This window comes from Tenacibaculum sp. TB-56 (assembly GCF_059716275.2).
Window position 1 is genome coordinate 408,424 of the sequence record NZ_CM201367.1, and the last position, 25,280, is coordinate 433,703.

Consider the following 25,280-nt stretch of genomic DNA (forward strand, 5'->3'; position numbering starts at 1 on the left):
ATAACCCTTATTAGAATTTCTAATAAGGGTTAAATAATATTCAAAAAAATCGTTTACTTTACTTTAAACGCTTTTTCTTGCGGATAATAAGCTACATCTGCTAATTGTTCTTCAATACGTAATAATTGATTGTATTTTGCCATACGATCTGAACGTGAAGCTGAACCCGTTTTAATTTGTCCACAATTTAACGCTACCGCTAAATCTGCAATAGTATTGTCTTCAGTTTCACCAGAACGGTGACTCATTACAGAAGTATACCCTGCATTATGCGCCATATTTACTGCTGCAATCGTTTCAGTAAGCGTACCAATTTGGTTTACTTTAATTAAGATTGAATTCGCAATACCGTTTTCAATTCCTCTTGATAAACGCTCAACATTCGTTACAAACAAATCGTCTCCAACTAATTGAACTTTATCACCTACTTTATCTGTAAGCATTTTCCATCCATCCCAGTCGTTTTCATCCATTCCATCTTCAATAGAAATAATAGGATATTTTTCACATAATTCTGCTAAATAAGCAGCTTGCTCTTCTGATGTTCTTACAGCTCCTTTATCTCCTTCAAACTTGGTGTAGTCATATTTTCCATCTACATAAAACTCAGCTGAAGCACAATCTAATGCAATCATTACTTCTTCTCCGAATTTATATCCAGCATTTTTTGTCGCTAAAGCGATAGTTTCAATAGCATCTTCAGTCCCATCTAAAGTAGGTGCAAATCCACCTTCATCACCTACTGCTGTAGATAAATTACGATCGTGTAATACCTTTTTTAAATGATGAAAAATTTCTGAACCAACCTGCATTGCTTCTGTAAAATTTTGAGCTTTTACAGGCATAACCATAAACTCTTGGAATGCAATTGGTGCATCTGAATGCGAACCTCCATTGATGATATTCATCATAGGAACTGGTAATGTATTTGCTGAAACACCACCTATATAACGGTATAATGGTAAACCTAATTCATTTGCTGCAGCTTTTGCTACCGCTAATGAAACACCTAAAATAGCATTCGCTCCTAATACTGATTTATTTGGAGTTCCATCTAAATCAATCATCATTTGATCGATCATATTTTGTTCAAAAACTGATACTCCTAATAACTCTTGAGCAATAACAGTGTTTACGTTTTCAACAGCTTTTAACACACCTTTACCCATGTAATCATTTCCTCCATCACGTAATTCAACAGCTTCGTGTTCTCCTGTAGAAGCTCCTGATGGTACTGCTGCTCTACCTACAACTCCATTTTCAGTAGTTACATCTACTTCTACGGTAGGGTTACCTCTTGAATCAAAAATTTGTCGTGCGTGAATGTTGATTATCATACTCATAGTTGTTTATTTTTAAGATACATTCCCGTAAGTTTATAACTCACGGGAATGTTGTATATTTTTATTTAAATTTTTATTATGCTTTTACTTTTTTGATATTTTCGATAAACTGATCAAATAAGTATTCTGCATCGTGTGGCCCTGGACTTGCTTCTGGGTGGTATTGTACAGAAAATACGTTTTTAGATTTCATTCTGATACCTGCAACCGTATTGTCATTTAAATGTACATGGGTGATTTCTACATCTGGATGCGCTTCTGTTTCTTCTCTATTGATAGCAAATCCGTGGTTTTGAGAAGTGATTTCACCTTTACCAGTCAATAAATTCTTTACTGGATGGTTAATTCCTCTGTGACCATTGTGCATCTTATAAGTAGAAATTCCATTTGCTAAAGCAATTACTTGGTGTCCTAAACAAATTCCAAATAATGGTAAATCTTTTTCGATGATTTGTTTTGCTGTATTTTGAGCTTCTTCTAAAGGCTCTGGATCTCCAGGTCCGTTTGAAATAAAATACCCATCTGGGTTAAAATCGCTCATTTGCTCAAAACTTGCATTGTAAGGATACACTTTAATATAAGCGCCTCTCTTTGCTAAGTTTCTTAAAATGTTTTTCTTGATTCCAATGTCTAAAGCTGAAATTTTAATCGGTGCGTTTTCATCTCCTACAAAATAAGGCTCTTTTGTAGATACTTTAGAAGCTAACTCTAGTCCTTCCATATTTGGAGTATCAGCTAATTGCTTCTTTAATTCTTCAATATTATCTACTTCTGTAGAAATAATAGCATTCATTGCTCCATTATCTCTAATATAAGATACTAACGCACGAGTATCAACATCAGAAATAGCTACTAGATTGTGTTCTTTAAACCAATCTAATAAATTCCCATCAGAATCTACACGAGAATGTGTAAAACTGAAATTACGACAAATTAATCCTGAAATTTTAATTCCTTCTGATTCTACTTCTTCGTTGTTAACTCCATAGTTACCAATATGCGCATTGGTAGCTACCATAAGTTGTCCATAGTAAGATGGATCAGTAAAAATTTCTTGGTACCCTGTCATACCTGTGTTAAAACAAATCTCTCCTGTAGCGGTTCCTTCTATTCCAATTGATTTTCCGTAGAAAATGGTTCCGTCTGCTAATAAGACTAATGCTTTTTTACGTGTTTGATATTTCATTTAGTGGTGTTGTGTAATTTGTTTGCAAAAATATATAAAAAAAGGGATAAACATTAAAATGTTTATCCCTTTGATTTAATTTATAAAAACTTTCATTTTTATTCTTCTTCTTGTGAAGTTTGAGTTTCAACAGCAGCTGCTTCAGTTTTCTTCGCTCCACCACGACGGCTACGACGAGTACTCTTTTTAGCTTTGTCTCCTTTTGGATTGTATAACTCGTTGTAATCAACTAATTCAACCATAGCCATAGGAGCATTATCTCCTTGACGATTTCCTAATTTGATGATACGTACATATCCTCCTGGTCTGTCTGCTACTTTTACAGAAATTTCTTTGAATAATTCTGTAACAGCCTCTTTGTTACGTAAGTAACTAAATACTACACGACGGTTGTGAGTTGTATCGTCTTTAGATTTTGTAATTAAAGGTTCAACAAACTTACGTAAAGCTTTCGCTTTTGCTTCTGTAGTATTGATTCGCTTGTGCTCGATTAAAGAACAAGCCATGTTAGATAACATCGCTTTTCTATGCGCTGTTTTTCTACCTAAATGATTAAATTTCTTTCCGTGTCTCATGACATTTGGTTTTAGCTCTCATCTTGCTACTACTCTAATTTAGAGGAGCAAAATATGAAAGGTTAATCTTTATCTAATTTGTATTTACTTAAATCCATTCCGAAATTTAAACCTTTGTTAGCCACTAACTCATCTAATTCAGTTAATGATTTTTTACCAAAGTTTCTGAACTTCATTAAATCGCTTTTGTTAAATGATACTAAGTCTCCTAAAGTATCAACTTCTGCAGCTTTTAAACAGTTTAAAGCACGAACTGATAAATCCATATCAACTAATTTCGTCTTTAATAACTGGCGCATGTGTAATGATTCCTCATCATATGTTTCAGTTTGTGCGATTTCATCAGCCTCTAAAGTGATACGCTCGTCAGAGAATAACATAAAGTGGTGGATTAAAATCTTAGCTGCTTCGGTTAAGGCGTCTTTAGGATTGATAGAACCGTCAGTATCGATATCGAAAACTAATTTTTCGTAATCGGTCTTTTGCTCTACACGGAAATTTTCAATTGAATATTTTACATTCTTAATTGGAGTGTAAATAGAATCTGTAAAAATTGTTCCTAAAGGTGCACCAGCTCTTTTGTTTTCTTCTGCTGGTACGAAACCTCTACCTTTTTCAATGGTAATTTCAGCATTTAACGTTACTGATTTATCCATGTTACAAAGTACTAACTCTGGGTTTAATACTTGGAAACCTGAGATAAATTTTTGTAAATCTCCAGCGGTTAATTGCTCTTGTCCTGATATTGCGATAGAAACTGTTTCTCTGTCAGATTCTTCAATCTGCTTCTTAAAACGAACTTGTTTTAAGTTTAAGATAATTTCAGTTACGTCTTCTACAACACCTTGAATAGTTGAGAACTCGTGATCTACTCCATCAATACGTAATGATGTAATAGCGAATCCTTCTAATGAAGATAATAACACTCTTCTTAAAGCATTCCCAACTGTTAATCCAAAACCTGGTTCAAGAGGTCTAAATTCGAATCTTCCTGAAAAATCAGTAGATTCAATCATGATTACTTTATCAGGTTTTTGAAAATTTAAAATTGCCATATTAATTTGTTTTCTTCGTTTTAATTGTTAGTCAGTTGCGCGGTTTATAAGTTTGAAGAAGTTCGAATAAACCCTTTGGCTGAATACCAATATAATTAATTTATTACTTAGAGTACAATTCTACGATTAATTGCTCTTTAATGTTCTCTGGAATTTGTAATCTTTCTGGAGCTTTTACAAAAGTTCCTGATTTCAAATCAGCATTCCAAGTTAACCACTCGTAAACTGCGCTGTTAGCTGCTAATGCATTTTCGATAGCTTCTAATGATTTAGATTTTTCTCTTACTGCAACAACATCTCCTGCTTGTAATCTGTAAGAAGGAATGTTTACGATTTCACCGTTTACTGTAATGTGACGGTGAGATACTAATTGACGAGCTGCTCTACGTGAAGTTGCGATACCTAAACGGTAAACAACGTTATCTAAACGAGACTCACATAATTGTAATAACACCTCACCAGTAATTCCTCCTGATGCTTGTGCTTTCTTAAATATGTTACGGAATTGACGCTCTAAAATACCATAGGTATATTTAGCTTTTTGCTTTTCCATTAACTGGATAGCATATTCCGATTTTTTACCTCTACGTTTAGAAATTCCGTGTTGCCCTGGAGGGTAATTTCTTTTTTCGAAGTTTTTGTCATCTCCGAAAATTGCCTCGCCAAACTTACGAGCAATCTTAGTTTTTGGTCCTGTATATCTTGCCATTTCTAATTAATTTAGTAGGGATTATGAATTAAGGCGTACTCCTTCGATAATCTTTTAATCCTACTGTTGTTAAAATACTTAATTTTTGTGTACAAAGGTACACTAAATAAAGTATAAGTTGAATTACTTCAACTTATACTCTTCTTCTTTTAGGTGGACGACATCCGTTGTGTGGAATTGGAGTAACATCGATGATTTCAGTTACTTCGATACCAGCATTGTGGATAGATCTGATTGCAGATTCTCTACCGTTACCTGGTCCTTTAACATACACTTTTACTTTGCGTAAACCAGCTTCTTTTGCAACTTCTGCACAATCTTCTGCTGCTAATTGAGCTGCGTAAGGAGTGTTCTTTTTAGAACCTCTGAAGCCCATTTTACCTGCAGATGACCAAGAAATTACATCACCTTTTTTGTTTGTTAAAGAAATAATAATATTGTTAAATGATGCAGTTACGTGAGCTTCACCAACTGATTCAATTATAACTTTACGTTTTTTTGTTACTTTAGACTTTGCCATAATTCTTTACTATTAGTAAAAAATAATCAATGATTATTTTTTCTTGTTAGCTACAGTTTTTCTCTTACCTTTTCTTGTACGAGAGTTATTCTTCGTTCTTTGTCCTCTTAATGGTAAACCAAGTCTGTGACGAATACCTCTTTGACATCCGATGTCCATTAAACGTTTAATGTTTAATTGAACTTCAGAACGTAACTCACCTTCAATAGTGTAAGTTCCTACTTGCTCACGAATTGCTGCAATTTGATCATCAGTCCAATCTTGAACTTTGATGCTTTCGTCTATGTTAGCAGCTGTTAAAATCTCTTTAGCTCTGCTTCTTCCTACACCAAAGATATATGTTAAAGCGATAACACCTCTTTTATTCTTTGGAATATCTATACCTGCGATTCTTGCCATATAATTTAGTTTTTAGCTGTTAGCTTTTAGTTGTTAGAATCCTAAACATTTCTATTTCAAGCAGATTCATCTAACTACTAATTACTAATGACTAGTGTCTTATTTATTATCCTTGTCTTTGTTTAAATCTAGGATTCTTTTTGTTAATTACGTATAAACGGCCTTTTCTGCGTACAATTTTGCAGTCAGCACTTCTTTTCTTTAATGATGCTCTTACTTTCATCAGTGTGTGTTTTTAATATCTGTAAGTAATTCTTGCCTTTGATAAATCATACGGGCTCATTTCTAATTTTACCTTGTCTCCTGGTAATAACTTTATATAATGCATACGCATTTTTCCTGAAATGTGCGCCGTAACAATATGTCCGTTTTCTAATTCTACACGGAACATAGCGTTTGATAAAGCTTCTGTAATAGTTCCGTCTTGTTGAATTGCTGATTGCTTAGCCATATTATTTTAATGATTTTCTGTTACTGTTTCCTGTTTTCATTAAACCGTCGTAACGACTATTTAATAAATACGAGTTTATTTGCTGAATGGTGTCTATTGCAACTCCTACCATAATGATTAATGAAGTTCCACCGTAAAACATTGCCCAGTTTTGAGTAACTCCAAACTTTACAATGATTGCTGGTAAAATAGATAAAGCTGCTAAGAAGATTGATCCTGGTAATGTAATTTTTGACAATACTGAATCTAAAAAGTTAGCTGTTTCTTCACCTGGTTTATACCCTGGAACAAAACCATTACTTCTCTTTAAGTCTTCTGCCATTTTATTCGTTGGAATAGTAATAGCTGTATAAAAGTAACTAAAGACAATAATTAATAAAGCAAATATAACGTTATACCATAAACCGTTAATATCAGTTAAACTGTTTAATGCTGGGTATTTTTGCCCTAATGCAATTGGTAAAAACATAATTGCTTGAGCAAAGATAATTGGCATTACACCAGCTGCATTCAATTTTAATGGAATGTACTGTCTTGCGCCATCAACATCTTTAATGTTTGTAACTGCTGTACGACGTGCATATTGAACTGCAACTTTGCGTACTGCGGTAACTAATAATACGGTTAACAAGATTACCACAAACCAAACTATTAATTCGATTAAAATCATCATAATTCCTCCTGCTCCAGCAGTTTGCTTAGAAACTAATTCTTGAATAAATGCTGCTGGGAAGTTTGCGATAATACCTACTGTAATTAATAATGATATACCATTACCAACTCCTTTATCAGTAATACGCTCTCCTAACCACATTGCAAAAATTGTTCCTGCACTTAAAAGAATAATAGATGATACCCAAAATGTTGCTCCTGTTACTAAAAATGCTTCAGCTGGTAATCCCATTTGATTTTGGATAACTCCAATATAAGTAGGTGCTTGAAACAAGGTTATAGCAATTGTAAGCCATCTTGTAATTTGCGTAATCTTCTTACGTCCACTTTCTCCATCTTTTTGTAGCTTTTGTAAATAAGGTACCGCGATACCCATTAACTGTACTACAATAGAAGCAGAAATATAAGGCATTATACCAAGTGCCATTACTGACGCTCTAGCAAATGCCCCACCTGTAAATGCGTTTAATAAACCTAAAAGTCCATCAGAAGTACTGTCTTTTAATGCTGTTAATTGAGTTGGATCAATTCCTGGTAATGGAACTGCTGCCATAAAACGGTAAACAGCAATTAAACCTAAGGTTAAAAGTAATTTTTCCTTTAACTCTTCTATCTTCCAAATGTCTTTTAAAGTATTTATAAAATTCATCATTTACAATTATTATAAAGTTACTGCTTCACCTCCTGCTGCTTCGATAGCTGCTTTTGCTGATGCTGTATACTTATGTACAGTTATATTTAATTTAGCTTTTAACTCTCCACCACCTAATATTTTTACTAAGTCGTTTTTACGAGCTAATCTGTTTTCAACTAAAACATCTAAATTAACTGTATCTGTTATCTTTCCGTTATCTACTAATGATTGTAACTTGTCTAAATTCACACCAACATACTCTTTACGGTTAATGTTAGTGAATCCAAATTTAGGCACACGTCTTTGAAGTGGCATTTGTCCTCCTTCAAATCCTACTTTACGAGAATAACCAGAACGAGATTTAGCTCCTTTGTGTCCTCTTCCTGCAGTAGTAGCTTTACCAGAACCTTCTCCACGTCCTACACGCTTCCCTTTGTTCTTAGTTGCTCCAGCTGCTGGTTTTAAGTTGTGTAAACTCATCTTTTATTATCTTATTTAATTTCTTCTACAGAAACTAAGTGTTGAACTTTATTTACCATACCCAAAATTGTAGCTGTTGCATCATGCTCTACAGTTTGGTTCATTTTACGTAAACCTAACGCCTCTAACGTTCTTTTTTGATTTTTAAGGCGACCGATTTGACTTTTTACTTGTGTAACTCTAATTTTACTCATCGTCTTAAATTTTAACCGTTAAAAACTTTCTCTAAAGAAATACCTCTTTGCTTAGCAATAGTTGCTGCGCTACGTAATTGTAATAAAGCGTCAAAAGTAGCTTTTACTACGTTATGAGGGTTTGATGATCCTTGAGACTTTGATAATACGTCTTTAATTCCAACAGATTCTAATACCAAACGTACAGCACCCCCGGCAATAACCCCGGTACCGTGTGAAGCTGGCTTGATGAATACTTTAGCTCCACCAAATTTACCTTTTTGCTCGTGTGGTAATGTTCCGTCTAAAATAGGAATACGCACTAAGTTTTTCTTTGCATCTTCTACTGCTTTTGCAATAGCAGAAGAAACATCTTTAGACTTCCCTAATCCGTGACCTACAACACCGTTACCATCACCAACTACTACGATAGCAGAGAAACCAAATGCTCTACCTCCTTTAGTTACTTTAGTAACACGTTGTACTCCTACTAATTTATCTACAAGCTCTAATCCGCTTGGTTTTACTCTTTCTACGTTTTTATATCCTAACATAATATAATTTCTTAAAATTTTAAACCAGCTTCTCTAGCAGCGTCTGCTAATACTTTAACTCTACCGTGGTATAAATACCCGTTACGATCGAAAGCAACAGTATCAACACCAGCTTTTACAGCTTTTTCAGCGATAGCTTTTCCTACTGCTGTAGCTGCTTCTGCTTTAGAACTAGATGTAATTTCTTTATCTCTTGAAGATGCAGATGCTAATGTTACACCAGCAACGTCATCAATTAACTGAGCATAGATTTCTTTGTTACTTCTAAAAACTGATAATCTTGGTTTTTCAGCGGTACCAGTAACTATTTTTCTAATTCTATGCTTAATTCGTTGTCTTCTTTCAAGCTTTGATAATGCCATAATAATTTCTCTTAATTTATTATGCAGATTTACCTGCTTTTCTTCTTAATACTTCTCCTACAAACTTAATTCCTTTTCCTTTGTAAGGCTCTGGCTTACGGAAAGAACGAATTTTTGCTGCAACTTGACCAACTAATTGCTTGTCATGTGAAGTTAATTTTACGATTGGATTCTTACCTTTTTCAGATACTGTTTCAACCTTAACTTCTGGAGCTAAATCTAAAATAATGTTATGTGAGAAACCTAAGGCTAAATCTAATTTTTGTCCTTGGTTAGATGCTCTATATCCAACACCTACTAACTCTAACTCTTTAGTAAATCCTTTGCTTACACCTTCAACCATATTATTGATTAAAGCACGGTATAAACCATGTGCAGCTCTATGATCTTTACTATCTGATGGTCTTTCTAAAGTGATTGTACCATCTTCTACTTTCACAGTAATATCAGAAGATAACTCTTGAGTTAACTCTCCTAATTTACCTTTTACTGTTACCACGTTTCCGTCTACTTTTACTTCAACACCTTGTGGCAATGCGATTGGATTTTTTCCTATTCTACTCATCTTACAAAATGTTTTTTAGTAAACGTAACATAATACCTCTCCACCAACGTTTTCTTGTCTTGCTTTTTTGTTTGTCATTACACCTTTAGATGTAGAAACAATAGCAATACCTAAACCGTTTAGTACTCTTGGCATTTCTTTAGCGCCAACGTACTTACGTAAACCTGGTGTTGAAATTCTTTGAATCTTTCTGATTACTGATTCTTTCGTATCACGATCGTATTTTAAAGCTATCTTGATAGTTCCTTGTACTTTATCGTCATTGAACTGATAACTTAAAATGTAACCTTGATCGAACAAAATTTTCGTCATTTCCTTCTTCAATTTAGAAGCAGGAACTTCAACTACTCTGTGGTTAGCTGCAATAGCATTTCTCACACGAGTAAGAAAATCCGCGATTGGATCTGTATACATAGTTAATTAAATTGCGGTTTTGGTTTTTAGTAACCTTACTCTACCGAGGTAAACTACTGATACTAAACCTGAAACCAGTTAATATTTATTTAGTTCGTTTTTGGGTAAAATCTCATAGGTATTATACTTGCTACAAGTATTTACTTACAAGGCACAATTTACCCTATAAAAACAGTGTGCAAATATACATAAACTTTTTAAAAATCAAACCATTTTAATAATTATCATTTTGAGTACTAATTTATTGCGGATTTTTCAGCCTTTAAAAACTAAATTTTATCCTTTAAAATAGAGTGATAATTCTCTAAAAAGCTACCTTTTTAAACACAAAAAGGTGCATAACGTTTTATCGTTATACACCTTTTACTTGTATAGTAAAGAGCTGTTACCAGCTTGCTTTTTTTACTCCTGGAATTAATCCTTGGTTAGCCATTTCACGGAAAGTAACACGTGAAATTCCGAACTGACGCATATATCCTTTAGGACGTCCAGTTAGCTTACAACGGTTGTGCATTCTAATTGGTGATGCGTTTTTTGGTAACTTTTGTAATGCTTCGTAGTCTCCAGCTTCTTTTAAAGCTTTTCTCTTTTCAGCATACTTAGCAACCATTTTAGCTCTTTTGCGCTCACGCGCTTTCATTGATTCTTTAGCCATCTTATTAATTCTTTTTAAATGGTAATCCTAATTCTCCTAATAATGATTTAGCTTCTTTATCAGTGTTAGCAGATGTTACAAAAGTAATATCCATACCACTAATTTTTTTCACTTGATCAATATTAATCTCTGGATAGATGATTTGTTCAGTAATACCTAAGTTGTAGTTACCTCTACCATCAAAACCGTTTGCTTTGATTCCGTTAAAGTCTCTTACACGTGGTAAAGAAGCTGTAACTAATCTATCTAAAAACTCGTACATTTTATCACCTCTTAACGTAACTTTTGCACCAATTGGCATTCCTTTACGTAATTTGAAGTTTGCAACGTCTTTCTTAGAAATTGTAGATACTGCTTTTTGACCTGTAATTGTAGTTAACTCATCAATAGCATATTCTATTAATTTCTTATCTGCTATAGCTGCACCAACACCTTTACTTACAACGATTTTTTGTAATTTAGGTACTTGCATTACATTGCTATAACCAAATTCATCAGTAAGAGTTTTGATAACTCTGCTCTTGTACTCTTCTTTTAATCTTGGTACGTAACTCATGGTTATATTGCTTTATCTGATTTTTTTGATACTCTTACTTTCTTATCTCCTTCTACTTTGTAACCAACTCTTACTGCTTCACCGTTTTCAACTAAAGCAACGTTTGATATATGTAATGGAGCTTCCTTTTTTACAATTCCTCCTTGTGGATTAGCTGCTGAAGGTTTAGTGTGTTTAGACACCATGTTTACACCTTCTACTACAACTCTATCCTTATCTTTGATGATTTGTAAAACTTTACCTTCAGATCCTTTGTGATCTCCTGCTATAACTTTAACAGTATCTCCTGATTTAATTTTAAATTTTTTCATTTTAAAATCTGATTTTATAACACCTCAGGTGCTAATGATACTATTTTCATAAATTGTTTCTCACGTAATTCACGAGCCACAGGACCGAATACACGTGTTCCTCTCATTTCCTCTGAAGGATTTAAAAGTACACAAGCATTATCGTCAAATCTGATGTATGATCCGTCTTTACGTCTAACTTCCTTCTTAGTACGAACAACAACTGCACGAGATACTTGACCTTTCTTTACAGTTCCGTTTGGAGTTGCAGATTTTACCGTAACAACGATTTTGTCTCCAACGCTAGCGTAACGCTTTTTTGTTCCTCCTAAAACTCTAATCACTAAAACTTCTTTTGCTCCAGTGTTATCTGCGACTTTTAATCTTGATTCTGTCTGTAACATATTATTTAGCTCTTTCTAGGATTTCTACTAATCTCCAACGCTTAGATTTACTCATAGGACGTGTTTCCATGATCCTTACAGTATCACCTTCGTTGCAATCGTTATTCTCGTCATGTGCAACGTACTTCTTAGTCTTTAATACGAACTTTCCGTACATTGGGTGCTTTACTCTTTTTACCTCGCTAACTACGATAGATTTCTCCATTTTGTTGCTAGATACTACACCGATTCTCTCTTTTCTAAGATTTCTTTTTTCCATCTTTAAAACTGACTAGAATTATTGTAATTCTCTTTTAGTTAACTCTGTAGCAATTCTTGCCACAGTTTTTCTTAAGCTACGTAACTCTAATGGGTTTTCCAATGGAGTTATGGCGTGAGCCATCTTAAGATCAGTATAATTTTTCTTCAACGCTCCAAGCTTTTCTTGTAAGTCAGCTGTTGATAATTCTTTAATTTCTGATTGTTTCATGATCTAAATAGAATTAAGCGTTATAATCAAAATCTCTTGCTATTACAAACTTCGTTTTTACAGGAAGTTTTTGAGCTGCTAAACGTAAAGCTTCTTTTGCTACTTCCATTGGTACTCCACCAACTTCAAACAAAATTCTACCTGGTTTAATAACAGCAACAAAATGATCAGGTGCACCTTTACCTTTACCCATACGTACCTCTAATGGTTTCTTAGTGATAGGTTTGTCTGGGAAAATTTTAATCCAAAGTTGCCCCTCTCTTTTCATATAACGAGTTGCCGCAATACGAGCTGCCTCAATTTGACGAGAGGTAAGTAAGTTCTGGTCTAATGATTTGATACCAAACATTCCGTTAGAAAGTTGAGTACCTCTACCAGAGTTACCTTTCATATTTCCTTTCGCCTTCTGTACCTTACGGTATTTTACTCTTTTTGGCTGTAACATTTTTAATTTCTTTTAAAAATTATTTTCTTCTGCGAGGTTGACGTTTTGCATTACCACCACCTTTGTTAGAGTTACCTTTTTGTTTAGATAATCCTACTAATGGAGATAATTCACGTTTTCCATAAACCTCACCTTTCATAATCCATACTTTCACACCGATTCTTCCGTATGTAGTATGTGCTTCAACAAGTGCATAATCGATGTCTGCTCTGAAGGTAGAAAGAGGAATTCTTCCTTCTTTGTAATGCTCAGAACGTGCCATTTCAGCTCCGTTTAAACGACCTGATAATTGCACTTTAATTCCTTCTGCATTCATTCTCATTGCAGCAGCAATCGCCATCTTTGTAGCTCGCTTGTAAGAAATTCTGTTTTCGATTTGACGTGCGATACTAGCTGCAACTAAGTTTGCATCTAATTCTGGACGCTTAATTTCGAAAATGTTAATTTGAACTTCTTTTCCTGTAATCTTCTTAAGTTCTTCTTTTAACTTGTCTACCTCTTGACCTCCTTTACCAATGATGATACCTGGACGTGCAGTAGTGATAGTAACGGTTACAAGTTTTAAAGTACGCTCAATAATAATACGAGAAACACTTGCTTTTGATAAACGAGCGTTGATATACTTTCTGATTTTATCATCTTCAGCAATCTTATCTCCGTAGTCATTTCCACCATACCAGTTAGATTCCCATCCTCTGATAATTCCTAAACGATTTCCTATTGGATTTGTCTTTTGTCCCATTTCTACTTTGATTAATTACTGTTATTTTTAGTTCCTAACTCTAAAGTTACGTGATTAGAACGCTTACGAATTCTGTGTGCACGCCCTTGTGGAGCTGGTCTTAACCTTTTTAACATACCTGCGCTATCAACACAAATTGATTTTACATATAATCCTGCATCTTCGATGCTAGCATCTTCGTTTTTAGCTTGCCAGTTAGCGATAGCTGATAACAATAACTTTTCTAAGTTACGTGATGCTTCTTTTGGACTGAATTTTAAGATTTGTAAAGCTTTTTCAACTTCTACTCCTCTTACTAAATCTGCTACCAAGCGCATTTTTCTTGGTGATGTAGGACAATTAGTTAATTTAGCAAAAGCTCTAGACTTTCTAGCTTCTTTTAACTGTGTTGCCATGTTATGTTTACGACTTCCCATAATTTCCTACTATTTTTTACCTTTATTTTTTGCACCAGCGTGCCCTCTAAAAGAACGTGTTGGTGAAAATTCGCCTAATTTATGACCTACCATGTTTTCAGTAACGTAAACTGGTACAAACTGACGTCCGTTGTGAACTGCAATTGTTTGCCCTACGAAATCTGGAGTAATCATACTTGCTCTAGACCAAGTTTTGATAACTGATTTACTTCCTGCTTCTACGTTAGCTAACACTTTTTTCTCTAACTTATAGTGAACGTAAGGTCCTTTTTTTAATGATCTTGCCATGGTTTATTATTTCTTTCTACGTTCTATAATATACTTGTTACTAGCTTTGGTCTTAGATCTTGTCTTGAATCCTTTAGCTGGGATACCGTTTCTAGATCTTGGATGTCCTCCAGAAGAACGTCCTTCACCACCACCCATTGGGTGATCAACTGGGTTCATACGAACAGCATTCGTTCTTGGTCTTCTACCTAACCATCTACTTCTACCTGCTTTACCAGATACTAATAATTGGTGGTCTGAGTTAGACACAACTCCGATAGTTGCCATACAAGTTAATAAGATTAATCTTGTTTCACCTGAAGGTAACTTTACTGTTGCATACTTACCATCTCTTGCCATTAATTGAGCAAATGAACCAGCTGAACGAGCCATAACAGCTCCTTGTCCTGGGTGTAACTCAATACAAGAAATTGTAGTACCTAATGGAATATCGCTTAAGAACATAGCGTTACCAACTTCTGGCGTAGCTTCTTTTCCTGATACGATTGTTTGACCTACTTTTAAACCGTTTTGTGCAATTACATAACGTTTTTCACCATCAGCATAACTAACTAATGCAATAAATGCAGTACGGTTTGGATCGTACTCGATAGTTTTTACTGTTGCAGGAACACCTTGCTTATCTCTTTTAAAATCGATAATACGGTATTTTTGTTTATGACCTCCACCGATGTTACGTGTAGTCATTCTACCCTGATTGTTTCGACCTCCAGATCGTTTTTTCGGAGCTAATAAAGATTTCTCCGGCTTATCAGTAGTAATGGTGTCGAACCCATTTACAACTCTAAAACGCTGACCTGGTGTTATTGGTTTTAATTTTCTAACTGACATTCTGTCTTTTCTTAAAGATTGTTATAAAAATCAATAGTTTCTCCTTCAGCTAACTGAACGATTGCTTTCTTGTATCCACTTGTTAATCCAGAAACTAAACCTTTCTTAGTGTATTTAGTTTTTCTTAATGCTGGATAGTTCATAGTTTTTACAGACTCTATCGCTACACCATAAGCAGCCTCAACAGCTCCTTTGATTTCTAATTTGTTAGCTTTTTTGTTTACAACAAATGTATAACGGTTGTTTAACTCGCTATCATTTGTAGCTTTTTCTGTAATAATAGGTTTAATTAAAATACTCATTTTCTTCCCTATTTACTTAAATTAGACTCAATTCCTTCTAGAGAGCTCTCAGCGATAACAACTTTGTTAGCATTTAAAACGCTATACGTGTTAATTCCTGAAGCATCTACTACTTTAGAACCTTTTAAGTTACGAGATGATAAGTAAACGTTTTTACTTTCTTCACCTAATACAAATAAAGACTTTTTAGCGTCTAATTCTAAAGCTTTTAATACATTGATAAACTCTTTAGTTTTTGGAGCTTCAAAATTGAAGTCTTCAATTACAACTAAATTGTTTTCTTTTGCTTGAATACTTAAAGCTGACTTACGTGCTAAACGCTTTAAGTTTTTATTCAATTTAAAAGAGTAGTTTCTTGGTCTTCAGCCAAAATACGCCCACCACCTCTAAAAACTGGAGACTTGATACTACCCGCACGAGCTGTACCTGTTCCTTTTTGTTTTTTAATCTTTCTTGTACTACCAGCAATCTCAGCTCTTTCTTTCGATTTATGAGTACCTTGTCTTTGATTAGCCAAATACTGCTTTACATCTAAATAAATTGCGTGATCATTTGGCTCAATTCCGAATACCTCGTTAGAAAGTTCAACTTTTCTACCAGTATCTTTTCCTGTAATATCTAATACTGCTACTTTCATTATTTCTCGATAGTTACATAAGAGTTTTTGTGACCAGGAATAGCTCCTTTTACTACGATAAGATTCTTATCTGCAACCACTTTTAAAACTCTTAAATTTTGAACTTTTACTTTGTCTCCACCCATACGACCTGCCATACGCATTCCTTTGAATACTCTTGCAGGGTATGATGCTGCACCAATTGAACCAGGAGCTCTTAAACGGTTATGTTGACCGTGAGTTGCTTGTCCAACTCCGCCAAAACCATGACGTTTAACAACACCTTGAAAACCTTTACCTTTAGAAATTCCTGATACATCAACGAATTCTCCTTCAGCAAATAATTCAACAGTAATTGAGTCACCTAATTTGTACTCACCTTCGAACTCTTGGAATTCAACAACTTTTTTCTTAGCAGATGTACCAGCTTTTTTAAAGTGACCATCTAAAGCTTTATTAGAGCTTTTTGCTTTTTTGTCATCGAAACCAAGTTGTAAAGCGTTATAGCCGTCAACCTCTTCGGTTCTGACTTGGGTAACAACGCAAGGACCTGCTTCGATTACAGTACAAGGAATATTCTTCCCGTTCTCGTCGAATAAGCTGGTCATTCCAATTTTTCTTCCTATTAACCCAGACATATTTGTTAATTTTCAGACGAATAGACATATTTTATCCAGCGCGTCTATTAATAAATGATTATTTGAAACTAATGTTTCTATTTTTTCCTTTGAATTTTTCAAAAAAAAAGAGCGAAAAACACCTTCACTCTGAATTTGTTTTTACCATTTTTCCTTCGCGAAACCCTCAGGACATGTCATTTCTGTATACTTTACAGAAATATTTACACGCCGAAACCTAAATTTCGGTGTGCAAAAGTATAAAAAACTTTCGGCTTAACAAAATTAAACCGAAAGTTATTGATTTACTTATACTTTAATCTCAACTTCAACTCCACTTGGTAACTCAAGTTTCATTAAAGCATCAATAGTTTTTGAAGAAGAACTATAGATGTCTAATAATCTTTTGTAAGCAGATAATTGAAATTGCTCTCTAGATTTTTTGTTTACGTGTGGTGAACGTAATACTGTAAAAATCTTTTTATTTGTTGGTAAAGGAATTGGTCCGTTTACTACAGCTCCAGTACTCTTTACTGTTTTTACGATTTTTTCAGCAGACTTGTCTACTAAATTATAATCGTAAGATTTTAACTTTATTCTAATTTTTTGACTCATCTTAATTAACCTTTAGCGTTAGCGATTACTTCTTCTGCAATGTTACTAGGAGTTTCTGCATAGTGAGAGAATTCCATAGTAGAAGTTGCTCTACCTGAAGATAATGTTCTTAATGAAGTAACATATCCAAACATTTCTGATAATGGAACGATAGCTTTTACTACTTTAGATCCAGCACGGTCGCTCATATCATTAACTTGTCCACGTCTTCTATTTAAATCTCCAACGATGTCACCCATGTTTTCTTCTGGAGTTAACACTTCTAACTTCATCATTGGCTCCATGATTACAGCTCTTGCAGCTTTTGCAGCAGCTTTGTAACCCATTTTAGCAGCTAATTCGAATGATAATTGATCAGAATCTACAGGGTGGAATGAACCGTCTATTAATGTAACTTTCAGTGCATCCATTTCGTATCCTGCCAACTGAACCATTCTTCATTGCTTCTTTGAATCCTTTTTCTACTGAAGGAACAAATTCTTTAGGAACGTTACCACCTTTAATGATAGATTCGAACTCTAAACCTTGCTTACCTTCTTCAGCTGGCTCCATTTTGAATACTATATCAGCAAACTTACCACGTCCACCAGATTGTTTCTTATAAACCTCTCTGTGTTCTGCAGATGCAGTAATAGCTTCTTTGTACTCTACTTGTGGTTGTCCTTGATTTACTTCAACCTTAAACTCACGTTTTAAACGGTCTACAATAATATCTAAGTGTAACTCACCCATTCCTGAAATTACAGTTTGCCCTGAAGCTTCATCTGTTTTTACAGTAAATGTTGGATCCTCTTCAGCTAATTTAGCTAAAGACATACCTAATTTATCTACATCAGCCTTAGTTTTAGGCTCAACAGCGATACCGATTACTGGATCTGGGAAATCCATAGATTCTAAAACGATTGGGTGTTTTTCGTCAGATAACGTATCCCCTGTTTTAATATCTTTAAACCCTACAGCAGCTCCAATATCTCCAGCTTCGATAAATTCGATTGCATTTTGCTTGTTAGAGTGCATTTGGTAAATACGAGAAATACGTTCTTTTTTACCTGAACGGTTATTTAACACATATGAACCTGCATCTAAATGACCAGAATATGCACGGAAGAATGCTAAACGACCTACGAAAGGATCGGTAGCAATTTTAAATGCTAAAGCTGAAAATGGTGCTTTTGCATCTGGCTTACGTGTTTCTTCTTCTCCTGTATCAGGGTTAGTACCGATGATATTTTCTCTATCTACTGGAGAAGGTAAATAACGACATACAGCATCTAATAAGAACTGAACACCTTTATTCTTGAATGAAGATCCACATACCATAGGAATGATAGACATATCCATTACAGCAGCTCTTAATGCAGCATGCACTTCTTCTTCTGTAATAGAATCTTCATCTTCCATGTATTTCTCTAATAAGTTTTCGTCATAAGCAGCAACCTCTTCGATTAACTTACCACGTAACTCACGAGCTTCTTCTTTTAAATCTTCTGGAATATCAACAACATCAAAAGTTGATCCGTGATTTTCATCATGCCATACAATAGCACGGTTCTTAACTAAATCAACAATTCCTTTAAAATCTGCTTCATCACCAATGTTTAATACGATTGGCACTGCGTTAGATTTTAACATGTCTTTTACTTGCTGACAAACTGCTAAAAAGTTTGCTCCTTGACGGTCCATTTTGTTAACGAAACCGATACGAGGTACTTTATAGTTATCAGCTAATCTCCAGTTAGTTTCAGATTGTGGCTCTACTCCGTCTACTGCAGAGAATAAGAACACTAAACCGTCTAATACACGTAATGAACGGTTTACCTCTACGGTAAAGTCAACGTGACCTGGAGTATCAATAATATTAAAATGGTATCCTTTAGCATCAGCGGTAGGCTTTCCATTTTCTGTTGGGAATTGCCATGTACAAGTTGTAGCTGCAGAAGTAATAGTAATACCTCTTTCAGCTTCTTGTTCCATCCAGTCCATTGTAGAAGCACCATCGTGAACTTCTCCAATTTTGTGAGACACCCCTGTATAGAAAAGGATACGCTCAGTTGTTGTTGTTTTACCAGCATCAATATGAGCAGCAATACCGATATTTCTTGTATATTTTAAATCTCTTGCCATTTCTTATTAAAATCTAAAGTGTGAGAATGCTTTATTAGCTTCAGCCATCTTATGAGTATCTACTCTTTTCTTAACAGCAGCACCTTCTTCTTTAGCTGCAGCTAAAATCTCAGCAGCTAAACGTTGTGCCATTGTTTTTTCATTACGCTTACGCGCATAAGAAATCATCCATTTAATCGCCATAGACACCTTACGGTCTGGACGAATTTGCATTGGAATTTGGAATGTAGCTCCACCTACACGGCGAGAACGCACTTCTACGTGAGGCATCACGTTAGATAAACCATCTTTCCACACTTCTAAAGCCGACTTTTCTTCGTCAGTTTTCTTTTCGTTTACGATATCCATTGCATCGTAAAACACTTTGAACGCTACAGATTTTTTACCGTCCCACATTAAGTTATTCACAAAACGTGTAACTAATTGATCGTTAAATCTTGGATCCGGTAACAAAACTCTTTTTTTAGCTCTTCTTTTCCTCATGTCTTTACATTAAAAAAGTTACTAATTATTTTTACTTTTTGTCTTTAGGGCGTTTTGCACCGTACTTAGATCTACGTTGGGTTCTACCCTCAACTCCTGCAGTATCTAATGCTCCACGTACCACGTGATATTTAACACCTGGTAAATCTTTTACCCTTCCACCTCTAACTAATACTATCGAGTGCTCTTGCAAGTTGTGCCCCTCACCTGGAATATACGCGTTGATTTCGTTACCATTTGTTAAACGAACCCTTGCTACCTTACGCATTGCTGAGTTAGGTTTCTTAGGTGTTGTGGTATACACACGCGTACAAACTCCACGTCTTTGTGGACATGCTTGTAAAGCAGCCGATTTACTCTTCTTAGTTATTTTGGCTCTTCCTTTACGAACTAATTGTTGAATAGTTGGCATACTAAATTATTACTTATTTTTAATTTGTACTTAAATTACTCTAATTTTAAGAGTGCGCAAATGTACGACTATTTTCTAATTAATCAAATATCAAGAAGTTATTTTTACCAAAACACACTCCTACACATTAAAACACCTACCCCATCCATCAAAACAATAACCAAAACCAACCAACACACTTAAAACATTACTAACAAAAAACATCATAAAAAAAGAAAATAGACCTTAGTTTTTAACATAAAAAAAAGTATTAACAATATTTTTTTTAGATTTCTTTAACAAATCCTTTGTTTTTTAAGTTTTATTTATGATTTTTGGCTCAATTAATTCAAATAATTACACAATGAAAACAAAGTTTAATGGAATTTTGACGCTACTACTAGCGTTGATTGTGCAAATATCCTTTGCACAAGAAAAAACAATTTCAGGAACGGTGTCTGACGAAGCAGGTCCACTTCCTGGGGTTACAATATTAAAAAAAGGTACAACACAAGGTACTGAGACTGATTTCGATGGAAATTACTCTATCGTAGCTAACACTGGAGATGTTCTTGTTTTTAGTTTTGTAGGTATGAAAACCGTTGAAAGAACAGTTGGTGAATCAAATCAAATTAACGTTACTATGGGTAGTGACAACGTTTTAGATGAAGTTGTTATTACTGGTGTAGCTGGTGCTACAAGCAGAAAGAAACTTTCTGTAACAGTAAACAAAGTTAGCGCTAAAGAACTTGAAGATATGCCTCAAACATCTGCTGCAAGTGCTTTACAAGGTAAAGTAGCTGGGGTAACTGTGACTAATTTTGGTCAGCCAGGTTCTGGAGCAACTATTCAACTTCGTGGTGCTACTAACTTATTTGGTGGTCAAGAACCTTTAGTTCTTGTTGATGGTGTTATAGTAGAAGGAGGTATTAATGATATCAACACAGATGATATTGCTTCTTTTGAAATTGTAAAAGGAGCTTCTGCTTCTGCACTTTATGGTTCTCGTGCTGGTAACGGGGTTATCGTTATTACAAGTAAAAGAGGTAGCTTTAGCCAAAGCCCTAAAATCACTCTTCGTAGTGACATAGGTTTTTCTTCATTACCTAATAAAATAGACTTAAACAAATCTCACTTTTACGAGTTAGCTAGTGATTGGCAATCTGCTCAAGGAACTTACACCAAGTATGATGGAGTTACTTATCCTGCTAACTATAGTGGAGTTGGTAAGGTTACTGGAGGAGCTCGTATCTTATCTGCAGACCATTACGCTGATAACCCTTATGGAGTTTATTATGATAACCAAGATAAGTTCTTCGGTACAGGTATGGATCAAACTTTATATGCTTCTGTTTCTCATGGTACTGAAAAAGCTAACTTATTCTTCTCTGCAGACAGAACAACCAACGAAGGTATTTTTGCCGAAACTGGAGGTTATAAGAGATATGGTGCTAGATTAAATGCTGATTTTAAAATTAATGATTGGTTAAAGTTTAGCGCAAGTAACAACTACATCAGAACTAATAACGAAACACCAGGTGGTACTACTGAAGGAGTTTTATTTGATTTATCTGTTACAGATCCTGACGTAAACCTAAGTGCTCCTAACCCTGATGGGCAACCTTACTACTACATCCCTAATCCATGGGCTGCTACTTCTACCAACCCTCTATATGACTTAGCTACAAATAGAGAAAAAGCTGTTAGAAATAGATTTTTAGGTTCTTATAACCTTAACCTAAAATTTTCTGATGCTCTTAACTTAGATTTAGAGTACGCAGTAGAAAGTACTAGTTGGAATAATGACGACTACACTCCTTATACTTCTTTCCAAACTGGAGGGCTTTTAAACGGAGAAGATGTTGGGTTTAGCTACTCTAAAGGAGGTTACTCTAAAGAAAATAGTACTACATTATCTCAAAAAGCACAAGCTACTTTAAACTATACTCAAACTTTTGGTGAATTAAAATTAGCTGGTAAATTAAGTTATTTATTAGAAGACAATAGCTATGAGTATTTTTACGGTCAAGGTATTGACTTTATATACCCTGGTCTTAAATCTTTAGATAATTTTGAAAGCGGTGACGTATTTATTGGATCTTCATTTCAAGATGAAAGAGCTCAAAACGTATTTGCTATTTTAGGCTTAGATTTTAAAGACCGTTACATTGTTGACGCTATGTACCGTAGAGACTGGTCTTCTTTATTTGGTGCTAATAATAGACAAAATGATTATTACAGAATTTCAGGAGCATACAGAATTTCAAAAGATTTAGAAATTCCTGGAATCCAAGAATTTAAAGTTCATGCTGCATTAGGAACAGCTGGTCAACGCCCTGGATTTAACTGGCAATATGATGTAATTGGACTTGCAAACGGTACGTTAGATAACGATAGAATAAAAGCTAACCCAGATTTAAAACCTTCAGAAACGACTGAATTTGAAATAGGTACAAACATCAGCTTCTTAGATAGATTTAATTTTGAAGGAGTATATGCTAAAGCAAAAACTGAAAACCAGTTTATGTTAGTTGATATTTTTGCTCCTGCAAATGGTGGTGCCAACAGACAATGGCAAAATGTAGGTACTGTTGATTTTAACACTTTAGAATTAAACTTAACAGCTGATGTTATAAAAACTGAAGATTTAAAATGGAATCTAGGTGTAAGATACAGTAGTACAGACAACGAAATCTCAAGCTTAAATGTTGACCCTATAGTTGTTGGTCCTGGAGGAACTAACACTCCTGGTGAAATATTTTATGTTAAAGAAGGAGAAGAGTTTGGTGCTATGTATGGTTACCAATTTGTAAGATCATTAGATCAAATGGCTAATCAACTACCAGCTGGTTCTACAATAGCTGATTATGAAATAAACTCAGAAGGTTATGTTATTCCTGCTGGAACTGAAGGAACTTCAGGAGAATTACCTCAAGTTTTACTTGGTCAAGACGGTAACAGACTGTATAGTAAAATTGGTTCTCAGAATGCTGATTTCCAAATGGGCTTTACTTCTAACTTAAACTATAAAGGATTCAACTTTTATATGTTATGGGATTGGAAAAAAGGAGGAGACATCTACAACCGTCAAGGTCAGTGGTTAACCAGAGACTATAGAAATGCAATTATTGATCAAGCTGGTAAAGCTGACGCAGATAAAAAGACTTTCGATTATTACCAAGGTCTTTATGACACTAACCAAGAAAACAAGTATTGGGTAGAAGATGGTTCTTATGTTAAGCTAAGAGAAGTTTCTTTATTCTATACTCTTGGTTCAAAACAACTATCTAACATTGCTGGAGGTTTCTTCGAATCTTTAAAAATCGGTGTAACTGGTAGAAACTTATTAACCTTTACTGACTATTCAGGATGGGACCCAGAAGTTCAGTTATATGATTCTAACACTCAGAATTATTATTCTGTAGACTATGGTGTGTACCCAGTTTCTAGATCTTACACCTTATCAGTTCAACTTAAATTTTAACAATTAGTGTATTATGAAAATATTTAAATTAATTTCTTTAGCATTTTTGGCTATTGGGTTAAACTCATGTGATGATTTTGACACAGACTTAGATGTTATAAACAGAGAAGAGCCTACCAGTCAACAGATTGGTATCGAATCAACTGCAGACAAGTTGTTTCAAGGTTGGTACAACGCTACCAACAATTATTATGGCCCTGGGTTAATGTTAGCTACTATGGCTGACCAAATGTCTTGTTCTTGGGGTAACGCTGCCATGAGAGACATGTCTAGCGAACCTAGAGTAGCTTGGAACAATAATGCTACTTATGGAAACAACAGAGCTACTGCTGATTTTTTCAACTCAATGCATTCAATATTATCAGATTCTAATTCGATTGTAGCTAATGTAATGTCAGGTGGTGCTTTCGACAATGCTCAAAAAGCTGAAACCCTAGCTAGATTTGGTCAAGCCGCTACTTTAGGTTACTTGGCTTTAGTTTTTGACAGAGTATATCCTTCAGATGAAACAGGAATTTTAAACGGAGGTGAACCTCTTACTTATAAGGAAGCTATTGAACTTGCTTTAGAAAAATTAGACCTTGCTATAGCAGCTGCTGAAGCTGGTACTTTTGAAATTGACACTCAAGTTTATGGTGTTACTTTATCTAAAGATCAATGGATTGAGTTTTTAAACTCATTTGGAGCTAGGTTATTAGTTAATTCTCCTAGAAACGCTACAGAAAAGGATGCTTTAGATTGGGATAGAGTATTAAATTATGCTCAAAATGGTTTATCGTATGATTTTGGTGTAGTAAGTGATGGTTGGACTAACTGGTATTCAGATTGGGTATTCTACGGAATCTACCCAGGATGGCTTCGTGTTGATATGAGAATAATCAATTTAATGGATAACAGTTACCCTGATTACTGGCCTGCTAACGAAACTGTACTACCTGAAGCTACAAGTGAAGACGCAAGATTAGCTACTGATTTTGGCTACTTATCTTCTCAAGATTTCCCTGCTGATCGTGGAACATACCACTGGACTACATACAGATACTCTCGTTATGATGAAATCACTGGATCTGGATGGACAACAATGGTTAACGAAATGCTTAAAGCTGAAAACGATTTATATTTAGCTGAGGCTTACTTAAGAACAGGTGATTTAACTAGTGCTGCTGCTACCATAAATAATGGATCTCGTAGCTTAAGAGGTGGTTTAGACGATATCGGAGAAACAGAACAAGAAATTAAAGACGCTATCTTTTACGAAAGAAACGTAGAATTAATCTGTACTGGTATGGGATTAGCTTTCTTTGAAATGAGAGGTAATGACTTATTACAAGAAGGTACACCTTTACACTTACCTATTCCTGGTGCTGCACTAAATGCTGCTAAGATTCCAATATATACTTTTGGAGGTTCTCAAGGAACACCTGGTACTGATGTTTCTAACGGAGGTTGGAGATAATACT

34 protein-coding genes and 2 pseudogenes are annotated in these 25,280 nt (G+C 34.8%); 2 read left to right on the plus strand and 34 right to left on the minus strand.

Annotated features, from left to right (window positions below; translation table 11 throughout):
- Positions 1 to 53: 53 nt before the first annotated feature.
- The 34 genes and pseudogenes from eno to rpsL form a co-directional block, all read right to left on the minus strand.
- Entirely contained in the window at positions 54 to 1,343 is a 1,290-nt protein-coding gene (eno, locus tag AC3VI6_RS01935) for a phosphopyruvate hydratase (protein WP_497704977.1), read from the minus strand.
- A gap of 76 nt (positions 1,344 to 1,419) precedes the next feature.
- Entirely contained in the window at positions 1,420 to 2,529 is a 1,110-nt protein-coding gene (gene carA / locus AC3VI6_RS01940) for a glutamine-hydrolyzing carbamoyl-phosphate synthase small subunit (protein ID WP_497704978.1), read from the minus strand.
- Positions 2,530 to 2,627: 98 nt separating this feature from the next.
- Positions 2,628 to 3,104 (minus strand): 50S ribosomal protein L17, encoded by a 477-nt coding sequence (gene rplQ, locus AC3VI6_RS01945; protein WP_408036332.1) that lies wholly within the window; start codon positions 3,102 to 3,104, stop codon positions 2,628 to 2,630.
- Between the two features lie 62 nt (positions 3,105 to 3,166).
- Positions 3,167 to 4,159, minus strand: a complete 993-nt coding sequence (locus AC3VI6_RS01950) for a DNA-directed RNA polymerase subunit alpha (RefSeq protein WP_497704979.1) — start codon at positions 4,157 to 4,159, stop codon at positions 3,167 to 3,169.
- A 103-nt stretch (positions 4,160 to 4,262) separates the two neighbouring features.
- Positions 4,263 to 4,868 carry a 30S ribosomal protein S4 gene (rpsD, locus tag AC3VI6_RS01955; RefSeq protein WP_435255322.1) on the minus strand — a complete coding sequence of 202 codons (606 nt, stop codon included), beginning with the start codon at positions 4,866 to 4,868 and terminating at the stop codon, positions 4,263 to 4,265.
- Between the two features lie 133 nt (positions 4,869 to 5,001).
- A complete protein-coding gene (gene rpsK, locus AC3VI6_RS01960) occupies positions 5,002 to 5,388 on the minus strand; it encodes a 30S ribosomal protein S11 (protein ID WP_028890747.1) in 387 nt (128 codons plus the stop codon).
- Positions 5,389 to 5,421: 33 nt separating this feature from the next.
- The gene (gene rpsM / locus AC3VI6_RS01965; protein WP_497704980.1) at positions 5,422 to 5,787 is read right to left on the minus strand and encodes a 30S ribosomal protein S13; all 366 of its coding nucleotides are present in this window, start codon (positions 5,785 to 5,787) and stop codon (positions 5,422 to 5,424) included.
- Between the two features lie 106 nt (positions 5,788 to 5,893).
- Entirely contained in the window at positions 5,894 to 6,010 is a 117-nt protein-coding gene (gene ykgO / locus AC3VI6_RS01970) for a type B 50S ribosomal protein L36 (RefSeq protein ID WP_010181906.1), read from the minus strand.
- Positions 6,011 to 6,022: 12 nt separating this feature from the next.
- Positions 6,023 to 6,238, minus strand: a complete 216-nt coding sequence (gene infA / locus AC3VI6_RS01975) for a translation initiation factor IF-1 (RefSeq protein ID WP_004568721.1) — start codon at positions 6,236 to 6,238, stop codon at positions 6,023 to 6,025.
- Position 6,239: 1 nt separating this feature from the next.
- Positions 6,240 to 7,559, minus strand: coding sequence for a preprotein translocase subunit SecY (gene secY / locus AC3VI6_RS01980; protein WP_028890745.1), 1,320 nt, complete (start codon positions 7,557 to 7,559; stop codon positions 6,240 to 6,242).
- Positions 7,560 to 7,571: 12 nt separating this feature from the next.
- Positions 7,572 to 8,024: a 50S ribosomal protein L15 gene (gene rplO / locus AC3VI6_RS01985; RefSeq protein ID WP_028890744.1), complete on the minus strand. Its 453-nt coding sequence runs from the start codon at positions 8,022 to 8,024 to the stop codon at positions 7,572 to 7,574.
- An 11-nt stretch (positions 8,025 to 8,035) separates the two neighbouring features.
- Entirely contained in the window at positions 8,036 to 8,218 is a 183-nt protein-coding gene (rpmD, locus tag AC3VI6_RS01990) for a 50S ribosomal protein L30 (RefSeq protein WP_274635086.1), read from the minus strand.
- An 11-nt stretch (positions 8,219 to 8,229) separates the two neighbouring features.
- Positions 8,230 to 8,751, minus strand: coding sequence for a 30S ribosomal protein S5 (gene rpsE, locus AC3VI6_RS01995; RefSeq protein ID WP_028890742.1), 522 nt, complete (start codon positions 8,749 to 8,751; stop codon positions 8,230 to 8,232).
- A gap of 11 nt (positions 8,752 to 8,762) precedes the next feature.
- Entirely contained in the window at positions 8,763 to 9,113 is a 351-nt protein-coding gene (gene rplR / locus AC3VI6_RS02000; protein ID WP_047789824.1) for a 50S ribosomal protein L18, read from the minus strand.
- Between the two features lie 19 nt (positions 9,114 to 9,132).
- A complete protein-coding gene (gene rplF, locus AC3VI6_RS02005) occupies positions 9,133 to 9,678 on the minus strand; it encodes a 50S ribosomal protein L6 (protein WP_274635084.1) in 546 nt (181 codons plus the stop codon).
- 15 nt (positions 9,679 to 9,693) lie between these two features.
- A complete protein-coding gene (gene rpsH / locus AC3VI6_RS02010; RefSeq protein WP_028890739.1) occupies positions 9,694 to 10,092 on the minus strand; it encodes a 30S ribosomal protein S8 in 399 nt (132 codons plus the stop codon).
- A 385-nt stretch (positions 10,093 to 10,477) separates the two neighbouring features.
- Positions 10,478 to 10,747, minus strand: a complete 270-nt coding sequence (gene rpsN / locus AC3VI6_RS02015; protein ID WP_028890738.1) for a 30S ribosomal protein S14 — start codon at positions 10,745 to 10,747, stop codon at positions 10,478 to 10,480.
- Between the two features lie 4 nt (positions 10,748 to 10,751).
- Positions 10,752 to 11,303 carry a 50S ribosomal protein L5 gene (gene rplE, locus AC3VI6_RS02020; protein WP_497704981.1) on the minus strand — a complete coding sequence of 184 codons (552 nt, stop codon included), beginning with the start codon at positions 11,301 to 11,303 and terminating at the stop codon, positions 10,752 to 10,754.
- A gap of 2 nt (positions 11,304 to 11,305) precedes the next feature.
- Positions 11,306 to 11,614, minus strand: a complete 309-nt coding sequence (gene rplX, locus AC3VI6_RS02025) for a 50S ribosomal protein L24 (RefSeq protein ID WP_028890736.1) — start codon at positions 11,612 to 11,614, stop codon at positions 11,306 to 11,308.
- Between the two features lie 14 nt (positions 11,615 to 11,628).
- The gene (gene rplN, locus AC3VI6_RS02030) at positions 11,629 to 11,997 is read right to left on the minus strand and encodes a 50S ribosomal protein L14 (protein ID WP_028890735.1); all 369 of its coding nucleotides are present in this window, start codon (positions 11,995 to 11,997) and stop codon (positions 11,629 to 11,631) included.
- A 1-nt stretch (position 11,998) separates the two neighbouring features.
- Complete coding sequence (gene rpsQ, locus AC3VI6_RS02035) at positions 11,999 to 12,256, minus strand: 30S ribosomal protein S17 (RefSeq protein WP_028890734.1); 258 nt, start codon at positions 12,254 to 12,256, stop codon at positions 11,999 to 12,001.
- 18 nt (positions 12,257 to 12,274) lie between these two features.
- Entirely contained in the window at positions 12,275 to 12,466 is a 192-nt protein-coding gene (rpmC, locus tag AC3VI6_RS02040) for a 50S ribosomal protein L29 (RefSeq protein WP_028890733.1), read from the minus strand.
- A gap of 13 nt (positions 12,467 to 12,479) precedes the next feature.
- Positions 12,480 to 12,911, minus strand: a complete 432-nt coding sequence (gene rplP, locus AC3VI6_RS02045; RefSeq protein ID WP_028890732.1) for a 50S ribosomal protein L16 — start codon at positions 12,909 to 12,911, stop codon at positions 12,480 to 12,482.
- A gap of 19 nt (positions 12,912 to 12,930) precedes the next feature.
- Positions 12,931 to 13,653 (minus strand): 30S ribosomal protein S3, encoded by a 723-nt coding sequence (rpsC, locus tag AC3VI6_RS02050; protein WP_028890731.1) that lies wholly within the window; start codon positions 13,651 to 13,653, stop codon positions 12,931 to 12,933.
- Between the two features lie 11 nt (positions 13,654 to 13,664).
- On the minus strand, positions 13,665 to 14,069 hold the full coding sequence (gene rplV / locus AC3VI6_RS02055; RefSeq protein WP_028890730.1) for a 50S ribosomal protein L22: 405 nt from the start codon (positions 14,067 to 14,069) through the stop codon (positions 13,665 to 13,667).
- A gap of 9 nt (positions 14,070 to 14,078) precedes the next feature.
- On the minus strand, positions 14,079 to 14,357 hold the full coding sequence (gene rpsS, locus AC3VI6_RS02060) for a 30S ribosomal protein S19 (protein ID WP_028890729.1): 279 nt from the start codon (positions 14,355 to 14,357) through the stop codon (positions 14,079 to 14,081).
- Between the two features lie 6 nt (positions 14,358 to 14,363).
- Positions 14,364 to 15,188 (minus strand): 50S ribosomal protein L2, encoded by an 825-nt coding sequence (gene rplB / locus AC3VI6_RS02065; RefSeq protein WP_028890728.1) that lies wholly within the window; start codon positions 15,186 to 15,188, stop codon positions 14,364 to 14,366.
- Between the two features lie 11 nt (positions 15,189 to 15,199).
- Positions 15,200 to 15,490 (minus strand): 50S ribosomal protein L23, encoded by a 291-nt coding sequence (gene rplW, locus AC3VI6_RS02070; protein ID WP_274635083.1) that lies wholly within the window; start codon positions 15,488 to 15,490, stop codon positions 15,200 to 15,202.
- An 8-nt stretch (positions 15,491 to 15,498) separates the two neighbouring features.
- Positions 15,499 to 16,127, minus strand: a pseudogene (gene rplD / locus AC3VI6_RS02075) (50S ribosomal protein L4).
- Entirely contained in the window at positions 16,127 to 16,744 is a 618-nt protein-coding gene (gene rplC, locus AC3VI6_RS02080) for a 50S ribosomal protein L3 (RefSeq protein ID WP_497704982.1), read from the minus strand. The pseudogene rplD and the gene rplC overlap by 1 nt, the downstream one beginning before the upstream one ends.
- A 288-nt stretch (positions 16,745 to 17,032) precedes the next feature.
- Complete coding sequence (gene rpsJ / locus AC3VI6_RS02085; RefSeq protein WP_024740605.1) at positions 17,033 to 17,338, minus strand: 30S ribosomal protein S10; 306 nt, start codon at positions 17,336 to 17,338, stop codon at positions 17,033 to 17,035.
- A gap of 5 nt (positions 17,339 to 17,343) precedes the next feature.
- A pseudogene (gene fusA, locus AC3VI6_RS02090) lies at positions 17,344 to 19,462 on the minus strand (elongation factor G).
- 6 nt (positions 19,463 to 19,468) lie between these two features.
- Complete coding sequence (rpsG, locus tag AC3VI6_RS02095) at positions 19,469 to 19,945, minus strand: 30S ribosomal protein S7 (protein ID WP_028890723.1); 477 nt, start codon at positions 19,943 to 19,945, stop codon at positions 19,469 to 19,471.
- Positions 19,946 to 19,976: 31 nt separating this feature from the next.
- Positions 19,977 to 20,357 carry a 30S ribosomal protein S12 gene (rpsL, locus tag AC3VI6_RS02100; RefSeq protein WP_028890722.1) on the minus strand — a complete coding sequence of 127 codons (381 nt, stop codon included), beginning with the start codon at positions 20,355 to 20,357 and terminating at the stop codon, positions 19,977 to 19,979.
- Between the two features lie 343 nt (positions 20,358 to 20,700).
- On the opposite strand from rpsL, the gene AC3VI6_RS02105 reads away from it, so the two are divergent.
- Together AC3VI6_RS02105 and AC3VI6_RS02110 are read left to right on the plus strand one after the other, a co-directional pair.
- Positions 20,701 to 23,820, plus strand: coding sequence for a SusC/RagA family TonB-linked outer membrane protein (locus AC3VI6_RS02105; protein ID WP_497704983.1), 3,120 nt, complete (start codon positions 20,701 to 20,703; stop codon positions 23,818 to 23,820).
- A gap of 13 nt (positions 23,821 to 23,833) precedes the next feature.
- Positions 23,834 to 25,276, plus strand: coding sequence for a RagB/SusD family nutrient uptake outer membrane protein (locus AC3VI6_RS02110; protein ID WP_497704984.1), 1,443 nt, complete (start codon positions 23,834 to 23,836; stop codon positions 25,274 to 25,276).
- Positions 25,277 to 25,280 lie beyond the last annotated feature (4 nt).